This is a genomic window from Allokutzneria multivorans, from assembly GCF_039537405.1.
Classification (GTDB): Bacteria; Actinomycetota; Actinomycetes; order Mycobacteriales; family Pseudonocardiaceae; genus Allokutzneria; species Allokutzneria multivorans.
The window spans coordinates 107471-117912 of the sequence record NZ_BAABAL010000003.1; the positions used below are offsets into that span (position 1 = coordinate 107471).

Sequence of the window (10442 nt, forward strand, 5' to 3'; positions counted from 1 at the left end):
AGTTGTGAACGCAGACGACAAGAGCCTTGAGTACTTCAAGCGGATGACGGCCGAACTGCGCGACACCCGCAAGAGGCTGCGGGAGGCCCAGTCCAAGGACACCGAGCCGATCGCGATCGTCGGCATGGCCTGCCGCTACCCCGGCGACGTCAGCACGCCGGAACAGCTGTGGGACCTGGTCGCGGGGGAGGTGGACGGCATGACGCCGTTCCCGACCGACCGCGGCTGGGACAACGAGGCGCTGTACCACCCCGATCCGGACAACCCCGGCACGACCTACGTGCGCGAGGGCGGCTTCCTGCACGACGCCTCCCTGTTCGACCCGGAGTTCTTCGGCATCAGCCCGCGCGAGGCCGTCGCGATGGACCCGCAGCAGCGGCTGCTGCTCCAGGTCACGTGGGAGGCGATCGAGCGGGCCGGGATCGATCCGAGCAGGCTCAAGGGCAGCGACACCGCCGTCTACGCGGGCGTCATGCACCTGGACTACATCAGCAGCCTCGCGGGCGCGGTGCCGGCCGAGGTCGAGGGGTTCCTGGCGACGGGGGTCTCGGGCAGCGTCCTCTCCGGGCGCATCGCCTACACCCTCGGCCTGGAGGGCCCGGCCGTCTCCGTGGACACCGCCTGCTCCTCGGCGCTGGTCGCGGTGCACCTCGGTGTCCAGGCGCTGCGCAACCGCCAGACCTCCCTGGTGCTGGCGGGCGGTGTCGCGGTGATGGCCGGACCGCACGCGTTCGTCGAGTTCTCCCGCCAGCGCGGGCTCGCGGGCAACGGCCGCGTCAAGGCCTTCGCCGACGGCGCGGACGGCACGATGTGGTCTGAGGGCGCGGGAATGGTGCTGCTGGAGCGCCTTTCCGACGCCGTGCGGAACGGGCACAAGGTGCTCGGCGTCGTGCGCGGTTCCGCGGTCAACCAGGACGGCGCGTCCAACGGCCTGACCGCGCCGAACGGGCCGTCGCAGCAGCGCGTGATCAGGGCCGCGCTGGCCAACTCGCGCCTGGCCTCGCACGAGATCGACGTTGTGGAGGCGCACGGCACGGGCACCGCGCTCGGCGATCCCATTGAGGCACAAGCACTTCTGGCCACTTATGGCCGGGAGCGGGGGGAGAGCGCCCCGCTGTGGCTCGGCTCGGTGAAGTCCAACATCGGCCACACGCAGTCCGCCGCCGGTGTCGCGGCGATCATCAAGATGGTCAAGGCGATCGAGCACGGCGTGCTGCCGAAGTCGCTGCACATCGACAAGCCCTCCAGCCAGGTCGACTGGTCCGAGGGTGAGGTGGCGCTGCTCACCGAGACGCAGCCGTGGCCGGAGACCGGCCGCCCGCGCCGCGCCGCCGTGTCGTCCTTCGGCATCTCCGGCACCAACGCGCACGTGCTCATCGAGCAGGCTCCCGCTGTCGAGCAGGAGGTGCCCGAGGTCGTCACCGAACTGCCGGAGGTGCCGTGGGTGCTCTCCGCCACGACCACCGAATCGCTGAGCCGCCAAGCGGAACGGCTTCTGTCCCATGTGGACGCCAACCCGGACGTTTCCGCGCTGGACATTGCTTTCTCGCTGCTGACCACGCGCACCAGCCACGAGCGCCGCGCCGCCGTCGTCGGAGGGGACCGCCGCGCCGCGCTGCGGGCGCTCGCCGACGGGCTGTCCGCCTCCGACGTCGTGACCGGCGAGGCCGTCGCGGGCAAGACCGCGTTCCTGTTCACCGGTGGCGGCTCGCAGTACCTGGGCATGGGGCGCGAGCTGCACGCCGCGTTCCCGGTGTTCGCCGAGGCCTTCGACGAGATCACGGCCGAGTTCGACAAGCACCTGTCGCAGTCGCTGCGCGAGGTGATGTTCGGCGAGTCCGAGCTGCTGGACCGCATCGACTTCATGCTGCCCGGCCTGTTCACCATCGAGGTCGCGCTCTTCCGCCTGCTGGAGTCGTGGGGCGTGCACCCCGCGTTCGTCGCCGGGCACTCCATCGGCGAGTTCTCCGCCGCCTACGTCTCGGGCGTGTGGTCGCTGGAGGACGCGGTGCGCGTGGTCGCCCGGCGCGGCCAGCTGGTGAACAGCCTGCCCGAGGGCGGTGCGATGATCGCGATCCAGGCCACGGAGCAGGAGGTCCTCGAAGCCCTTTCCGGTGACCGCGTCGGGATCGCGGCGATCAACGGCCCGAACTCCGTCGTGGTCTCCGGCGACCAGGAGCAGGCCGCCGCGGTCGCCGAGATCTTCCGCGAGCGGGGGCGCAAGGTGAAGCGTCTGGTGATCAGCCAGGCTTCGCACTCCGCGCTGATGGACGGCATCCTCGACGACTTCCGCGAGGTCACCGGGTCGCTGACCTACAACGAGCCCCGCGTGCCGATCGTCTCCACCTTGACCGGCTCCGTGGTGACCGGCGCGGAACTGGCTGACCCCGACTACTGGGTGCGGCACATCCGCAACGCGGTCCGCTTCCTCGACGGTGTCCGGACGTTGGAGTCCAAGGGGGTGACGCGTTTCGTCGAGGTCGGCCCCGGTGGCGCGCTGTCGGCGTTGGGCGTGGACTGCGTCGAGGGACCCGCCGTGTTCGTCCCGGTGCTGCGCCGCGACCGCACGGAGCCTGCCGCTGTCGTCTCCGCGCTCGCCGCCGCGCACTGCGCCGGTCACGAGCCGGACTGGGCGGCTTTCTTCGCGGGGACGGGAGCTCGCCGCGTCGACCTGCCCACCTACGCCTTCGACTACCGCCACTTCTGGCTGGAGCGCGACGAGCAGGTGGCTGACGTCGAGCGCGCCGGCCTTCAGCCCGCCGGTCACCCGCTGCTGGGGGCGGCCCTGTCGCTCGCCGAGGGCGACGGGCTGGTCTTCACCGGCCGGATCTCGCTGGCCACGCAGCCGTGGCTGGCCGACCACGCCGTCGGCGACACCGTGCTGGTGCCCGGCGCCGCACTGGTCGAGCTGGCCATCCGCGCCGGTGACGAACTCGGCTGCGCCACCGTGGAGGAACTGACCCTGTTCGCGCCGGTGGTTCTGCCCGCGACGGGCACGATCGACGTCCAGGTCGTCGTCGGCGGCTCCGAGGACGGCCAGCGCTCGGTCTCGATCTACTCGCGCGGGGACGGTAGCGCTCCGTGGAGCCTCAACGGTCAGGGCAGCCTCGTCGAGTCCGGCTCGGCCGAGCCCGCCGGTCTGGCGGAGTGGCCGCCCGCCGGTGCGCGCAGCATCGAGCTGGACGGCCTCTACGCCGAGCTGGCCGATGGCGGTTTCGCCTACGGCCCGGCGTTCCAGGGCCTCAAGAATGCGTGGCGCTCGGGAGAGGAGATCTACACCGAGGTTGAGCTGCCGGACGCGGCGAAGGCGAAGGGCGGCGAGTTCGGCATCCACCCGGCGCTGCTGGACGCCGCGCTGCACGGGATGTTCCTGCGCGAGGACGGAGGCGAAGGCGCGCTGCCGTTCGCCTGGCGCGGTGTCACCCTGCGCGCCACCGGCGCCAAGATCCTCCGCGTCCGCATCACCCCGACCGGCCCCGACTCGGCCACCGTCGTCGCGATGGACTCCAGCGGCGCGCCCGTGATCACCGTGGATTCCCTTGCTGTGCGGGCTTTCTCCACCGACAAGCTCGTGCGCACGGCCGCCCCCGGCGCCGACTCGATGTTCAAGCTCGCCTGGTCCCCGGTTCCGAGCGCTGACCCGGTTTCCTTCAGCCACTACGGCGAAGGCGAATCCGAATCCGGCGCGGTAGTGCTCGCGCTGGACCCGAGCACCGACGCGGTGGTGGAAAGGACGCACAGCGAGGTCGTCCGCGTCCTGGACATCGCGCAGCGGTGGCTCGAAGCCGACCACGACGCCACGCTCGTGGTGCTGACCAGGGGCGCGATGGTCCCGGACACCGGTCACGACGTCACCGACCTGCCGGGCTCCGCGGTGTGGGGCTTGATCCGCTCCGCGCAGTCGGAGAACCCCGAGCGCTTCGTGCTGGTGGACGTCGATCCGTCGCTCCCGGACGCCGAACTGTCCACTGTGGTCGGTGCGGCCATCGCGACCGGGGAGCCCCAGATCCTGCACCGCGACGGCGAGTTCTTCGCGGCCCGCCTCGTGTCGGCCGCCGACGGGGGCACGATCGCGCCGCCGGAGGGCGAGACCGCGTGGCGCGCGGGCGTCAAGGTCAGGGGCTCGCTCAACGACCTGGAGCTGCTGCCAGCACCGGACGCGCTGGAACCGTTGCAGCCCAACCAGGTTCGCCTCGACGTTCGCGCTACCGGTATGAACTTCCGCGACGCGCTGAACGTGCTCGGCATGCTCGGCGAGCACACCGGCCGACCCGGCTACGAGGCCGCCGGTGTGGTGACCGAGGTCGGCTCCTCGGTCGCCGATCTGGCCGTCGGGGACAAGGTGATGGGCTTGCTGGACGGCGGTTTCGGCCCCGTCAGCGTCGTGAACCGCGCCTACGTGACGAACATCCCGGACGGTTGGTCCTTCGAGCAGGCGGCTTCCGTTCCGGTGGTGTACCTGACCGCCTACTACGGATTGCACGACCTTGCGCGTTTGCGTTCTGGTGAGCGGATTCTGATCCATGCCGCAGCGGGCGGGGTCGGTATGGCCGCGACGCAGATCGCCCAGCACTACGGTGCGGAGGTCTTCGGCACAGCGAGCGCCGCGAAGCAGCACGTGTTGCGGGACAACGGGATCGAGCACATCGCGTCGTCGCGGACGTTGGACTTCGAGCAGGAGTTCCTTGCTGCCACTGGCGGTGAGGGCGTTGACGTCGTTCTCGACGCGCTGACCGGCGAGTTCGTCGACGCGTCGTTGCGCTTGCTGCCGCGCGGTGGGCGCTTCCTGGAGATGGGCAAGACCGACATCCGGACCCAGGATGAGGTCGCGCTCGAACACCCGAACGTCACCTACGAGGCGTACGACCTCTACGAGGCGGGCGAGGACCGGACCGCCGAGATGTGGAAGGAGCTGATCGAGCTCTTCGACTCGGGCGCGCTCACCCCGCTGCCGATCAAGACCTGGGACGTGCGCGACGCGCCGAAGGCGTTCCGTTTCATCAGCCAGGCCAAGCACATCGGCAAGCTCGTGCTGACGATCCCGCAGCCGTTGCGACCCGAAGGCACGGTCCTGATCACCGGTGGAACGGGCGGTCTCGGCGGCAGGCTGGCCAAGCACCTGGTCACCGAGCACGGCGTGCGCAACCTCCTGCTCACCAGCCGCCGCGGCTCGTCCGCGCCGGGTGCCGCCGAACTCAGCGCGGAGCTTGAGCAACTGGGTGCCACGGTGACCATCGCCGCGTGCGATGCGGCCGACCGCGACGCTCTTTCGGCTCTGCTGGGGCGTTTCGACCTCACCGGCGTGATCCACACGGCAGGTGTGCTCGACGACGGACTGATCGGCCAGCTCACCCCGGAGCGCGTGCGCGAGGTGCTGCGGCCGAAGGTGGACGCGGCGTGGAACCTGCACGAGCTGACGCTGGAGCAGGACCTGGCGATGTTCGTGCTGTTCTCCTCGGCGGCCGGAGTCATGGGCACGCCGGGGCAGGCCAACTACGCGGCGGCCAACGTCTTCCTCAACTCCCTCGCCGAGCACCGCCGCGCCCACGGCCTGGTCGCCCAGTCCCAGGCGTGGGGGCTGTGGGAGGACGGTATGACCGTCGGGCTCGGTGACGGTGACGTGAACCGCATGACCCGCAACGGGTTCGGCGCGCTCAGCGGGCAGGAGGGCATGGCGCTGTTCGACGCCTCCGCCGCGCTCGGCGCCTCGGTCGTGGTGCCGATGAAGATCGACCTCCCGTTCCTGCGGGCGGGCGCGCGTGCCGACGTGGTCGTTCCACCGCTGCTGCGCGAGCTGGTCAAGGCCCCGTCGCGCCGGGTCGCCCGAGCCGACGTGGCGGGCCGGGCGGAAGAGCTGCGGCAGCGCCTGGCCGGGCTCTCCGAGGCCGAGCGCGAGCGGCACCTGCTGGAGCTGGTCCGCACGCAGGTGGCGATGGTCCTCGGTCACTCCTCCTCGGAGACCGTCGGCGCCAGCCGGGGTTTCCTGGAGCTGGGCCTGGACTCCCTGACCGGCGTCGAGCTGCGCAATTCCCTCGGCGCGGCAACGGGGTTGAAGCTGCCGACCACGTTGATCTTCGACTACCCCGCCCCCGACGCGCTGGCCAAGTACCTGCTGACCGAGGTCGTTCCGGACGAGGCCGCGGCGGCGGTCCCGCTCACCGACGAGATCAGCCGGCTGGAGAACCTGATCTCCTCCGCCGACCCGGGCGAGGCCGAGCGCGCGGACATCGACGCCCGGCTCCGCAAGCTCCTGGCGACGTGGAACGCCAAGGGGGAGCGCAAGGACGCCTCCGACGTCGAGTCGGCGACGGCGGAGGACATCTTCGCACTGATCGACAGCGAGTTCGGCGCCTGAGCACCGGTGGTGCCCGGCCCCGCGACACCGGACGCGGAGCCGGGCACTACCGCCAGGAGAAGCGGTCGAGCTGCTCCTGCTGCGAGTTCAACGAGGCCCACAACCGGTCGCGGTCGTGCTCGGACAGATCGTCGAGGCCCACGTCGAAGATCCCGTCGAGCGCGTCGAACCACTCCGCCCGCGACGACAGCCGCGAGGTCTCGCACTCCTCGCCCATCCACCGCGTCAACGTCAGCGCGCGAAGCGTGTCGGAGCCGTTGGCGTGCCTGCGCAGCGCCGCGGAGATCGGCCGGAGGTTCGCCCTGGCGCGGTGCAGCTCGACGAACTCGGCCGCGGGGCTCGTCTCCGGGGAGATGTCGACGCTGAACACGGAGCCGCGCGGGTCGTGGAAGAACCGCCAACCCCCGTCTACCACGGGAGAAGGCGCCAAGCGGTAGGCGAACGGACCCTGTCGGTGATCGCCGACGCGGAGGGGCAGCGGCTGGTGCAACCCGTCCCCGAGACCGACATCGGCCAGCCACCGCGTGTCGGGGTCCTCGGGGAAGGGGCCCACCGTCAGGCACACGTGAGTGCACCGCAACGGCGAGAGGTCGTCCTCGGTGTACCGAACGTCGCTGCGGTGCAGTTGCACGGAATAGCCCAGTGAGGCAAGGAGTTTCGCGAAGATCAGGTTCAGCTGGTAGCAGTTCCCGCCGCGCCGGTGGTGCACGATCCGCTTCTCCACGTCGTCGGGCTCCGCGGAGGTCGGCAGGCCGATCTGGTCCTCGAAGATCTCGTACGACACTCGCTCGACGTGGGCGGCGTGCAAGCGGTGAAGTCCTTGCACGCTCGGAGGCTCCGGTGTGAGGCCGAGCTTGGCCAGGTAGCTCGTCACGCCTGCTCCATCCCCGCGAACGTCCGCGCGCACAGGTCGCGGTAGCGGCCGAGATCGGTCCCGAAGAAGTCGGTCAGCGTGCCGAGCAGCCCGGTGAACTCCTCCTCACCACCGTTCTCGATCACCTCCGCCAGCCTGCGCACCCCGCTGGCCAGCGCCTTGCGAGCGGCCGGGGCCTGCGGGTTCGCCGACTGCACGTCCCAGTAGACCTCCGGTGTGCCACCAGCGATCCTGGCGAGCAGCGCCAGCAACATCGCGTGCGGCGGCGGTGCGAGGGCGGTCAGGTCGGCGATGTCCACGTCCAGCTCCGTGAGCGCGACGCCGAACCCGAGCACGGCCGCGTGCGTCAGCACCTGCGCGGCGGCGGCCAGCCGGTCGTGCTCCTCCGCGCCGACCAACACGACGCGCGCGCCCCAGCCCTCGATCAGCTCCAGCAGCCGCACCGATCTCGGTCCACTGTGGACGGAGACGGCCGCGACCGCGCGTCCGCGCATCCCCAGCGACGGCGCGAACATCGGATTGATGCTCAGCGCCTCGAAGTCCGCCATGTGCTCGCGGATCGCGGAGACCACGGGTCCCTTGACGGACAACGTGTCCACCAGCAGCGCACCCGGTTTCATGGCCGCCGCCAGCGGTTCGATCGCCGCGAGGGCGACCGGCTCCGGCACTGCGAGCACGACCACGTCGGCCGAGCCGACCTCTGCGGGCGGCGCGGTGATGTCCGCGCCGGTGGCGATGTCCAGGACGTGGACCTCGAAGTCGCAGCCGCGCAGCAGCTCGACGAGGAGGCCGCCGACCGCGCCGGCGCCTCCGGCCACCACGCACCTCACGACGTCTCCCGCTGTGCCACGGCGGCGAGCATCGCGCGGGACTTCACCATCGTCTCCTCGAACTCCTCGGCGGGGTCGGACAACGCCACGACCGCGCCGCCCACCCCGAAACTGACGCCACCGCCGGTGATCACCAGCGTGCGGATCACGATGTTCAGATCGGCCGCGCCACCGAGGGAGAACCAGCCGAGCGCGCCGGAGTAGACGCCGCGCGGCCCCTCCTCCAACCGGTCGATGATCTCCATCGTGCGGACCTTCGGCGCGCCCGTCATGGACCCACCGGGGAAGGCGGCCCGCACGCAGTCCACTGTGGACACCCCGGCCCGCAGCTCACCGCGCACGGTCGACACCAGCTGGTGCACCGTGGCGTAGGTCTCGACGTGGAACAGCGCGGGCACGTGGACCGAGCCGGTCTCGCACACCACGTTGAGATCGTTGCGCACCAGGTCGACGATCATCAGGTTCTCGGCGCGGTCCTTCTCATGGGTGAGCAGGTCCTGGCGCAGCGCCTCGTCCTCGGCGGGAGTGGCGCCGCGCGGCCGGGTTCCCTTGATGGGCTTGGACTCCGCGACGCCGGATGCGGTGATCGACAAGAACCGTTCCGGGGACGCGCTCAACACGGCGACCCCGGGGAAGTCCAGCAGCGCGCCGTAGGGAACCGGGCTGACGCCGCGCAACCGGCTGTAGGCGCTCAGCGGCGTGACCTCGGCGGCGACCTCGATCGAGTTCGTCAGGCAGATCTCGTAGGACTCGCCGTCCCGGATCTCCGCGAGGCACGCGTCGACGCGCTTGAGGTAGGCCTCGCGGTCGTGCCGCATCTCGACGGGGACATCGGGCAGGTCGACGAGCACGTCGGCCGGACGGGGCTCGTGGGGCGGCAGTGCGAGCAACCGACGGCTGGTCTCCTCCAACCACGCGGTCGCCTGAGCGAGATCCCCACGACTGAGTGCCAACAGGTACGTGGTCCCCGTGAGGTGGTCGAGAACGACCGCGCGGTCGACGAACAGCATCTCGGCGTCCGGCGTCTCGGCCTGGTGCGCGGCCTGACCGCCGGTGTCGGCCTTCAGCTCGTAGCCCAGGTAGCCGACGTAGCCGAGGTTGAACTCGAAGGGCAGGCCCGGCGGGACGGGCAAGGCGCGCTTGCTCAACTGGTCGTCGAGGTAGTCGAAGAAGCGCTGTCGAACGACCTCCGTCGAGCCGTCGCGGCGGCGCACCTCGACCCAGCCGTCGGCGACGCGGTAGCTGACGTGCTCGGCGAGCGGGCCGTTCCCGTTGCCCAGCACGGAGAAGCGGGACAGCCCGTCGATGACCGCGCTGCTGTCCAGCCAGAAACCGCACTCTCCGCCGGCGAAGAGCTCGCGGTAGGCGGTCTCCGGATCGGGCAGCCCGTCGAGCCGCCGAACGTGCACCCGGAGGCCCAGCACGAGATCGCGGAAGTTGGCGAGCAGCTCGCGGCCGTACTGGCTGCCGATGGACTCCGGGTGGAACTGCACGCCCCAGATCGGTCGGCTGCGGTGCCGCGCCGCCATCAGCACGCCGTCCTCGGTCCACGCGAGGGCTTCGAGCTCCTCGGGCAGCTCGGTGACCGCGAGCGAGTGGTAGCGCACGGCGTCGAACGGGCTCGGCACGCCCTGGAAGAGATCGGTCCCGGTGTGGTGCACCGACGAGACGCGGCCGTGCACCGGCTCCGGGGCGTGCTCCACCCGGCCGCCGAAGAGGTGCGCGATGCCCTGGTGGCCCAGGCACACGCCGAGCACCGGCAGGCCGCAGTCGAGGGCGCGGGCGCTGATCCCGAAGTCCCGTGCACGGTCGGGCCGACCGGGGCCGGGGGAGATCACGACGGCGTCGAAGTCCTCCAGCGCGACCTCGGTCCAGTGCGCGTCGTTGCGCACGACCACCGGTGGCGTGCCCGTGACCTCGCCGATCAGCTGGTGGAGGTTGTAGGTGAAGGAGTCGTAGTTGTCGATCAGGAGGGTGCGCACGGGGGCCGCTCCTGGGCCGGGGTGTTGCCCATGACCAGGTCCTCGACCCGGCAGGTCTCGCCGATGAGCAGGTCGTAGAGCCTGCGCAGGAAGTCCTCGTCGACCCCGTGCGCCCTGCCGTACTCGGCCGCCCGTCGCTGGACGAGGCCGATGCGGTGCGGCTGCATCATCGGGACGTCGTGTTCGAGCTTGTGCCCGGCGATGCGCACGCAGCACTCGATGCGTTCCCGGACCACGTCGAGCAGGCGGCCGTCGATCTCGTCGAGTTCCGCGCGCAGGTCTTCCAGGCGATCGGTACCCGGTGACTCGTCCACAAACATGGCACTCCCATGAATTCATTTCAGAAAATGCGCGTTCGCTGGTGGGGAGTGTGGACGATACCGGTTTTCCGTGATCGATCA

General features: G+C 70.7%; 5 protein-coding genes. 1 reads left to right on the plus strand and 4 read right to left on the minus strand.

What is annotated here, in order from left to right:
• Positions 1-4: 4 nt before the first annotated feature.
• On the plus strand, positions 5-6355 hold the full coding sequence (locus ABD798_RS00770; RefSeq protein ID WP_344870453.1) for a type I polyketide synthase: 6351 nt from the start codon (positions 5-7) through the stop codon (positions 6353-6355).
• Positions 6356-6401: 46 nt separating this feature from the next.
• Here ABD798_RS00770 and ABD798_RS00775 read toward each other — a convergent pair whose 3' ends face one another.
• The 4 genes from ABD798_RS00775 to ABD798_RS00790 are packed head-to-tail and all read right to left on the minus strand — an operon-like array spanning position 6402 to position 10355.
• Complete coding sequence (locus ABD798_RS00775) at positions 6402-7229, minus strand: arylamine N-acetyltransferase family protein (RefSeq protein WP_344870454.1); 828 nt, start codon at positions 7227-7229, stop codon at positions 6402-6404.
• Positions 7226-8047: a prephenate dehydrogenase/arogenate dehydrogenase family protein gene (locus ABD798_RS00780; RefSeq protein ID WP_344870455.1), complete on the minus strand. Its 822-nt coding sequence runs from the start codon at positions 8045-8047 to the stop codon at positions 7226-7228. The genes ABD798_RS00775 and ABD798_RS00780 overlap by 4 nt, the downstream gene beginning before the upstream one ends.
• Positions 8048-8055: 8 nt before the next feature.
• Complete coding sequence (pabB, locus tag ABD798_RS00785; RefSeq protein ID WP_344870456.1) at positions 8056-10041, minus strand: aminodeoxychorismate synthase component I; 1986 nt, start codon at positions 10039-10041, stop codon at positions 8056-8058.
• Positions 10026-10355: a chorismate mutase family protein gene (locus ABD798_RS00790; RefSeq protein ID WP_344870457.1), complete on the minus strand. Its 330-nt coding sequence runs from the start codon at positions 10353-10355 to the stop codon at positions 10026-10028. The genes pabB and ABD798_RS00790 overlap by 16 nt, the downstream gene beginning before the upstream one ends.
• Positions 10356-10442: the final 87 nt, after the last annotated feature.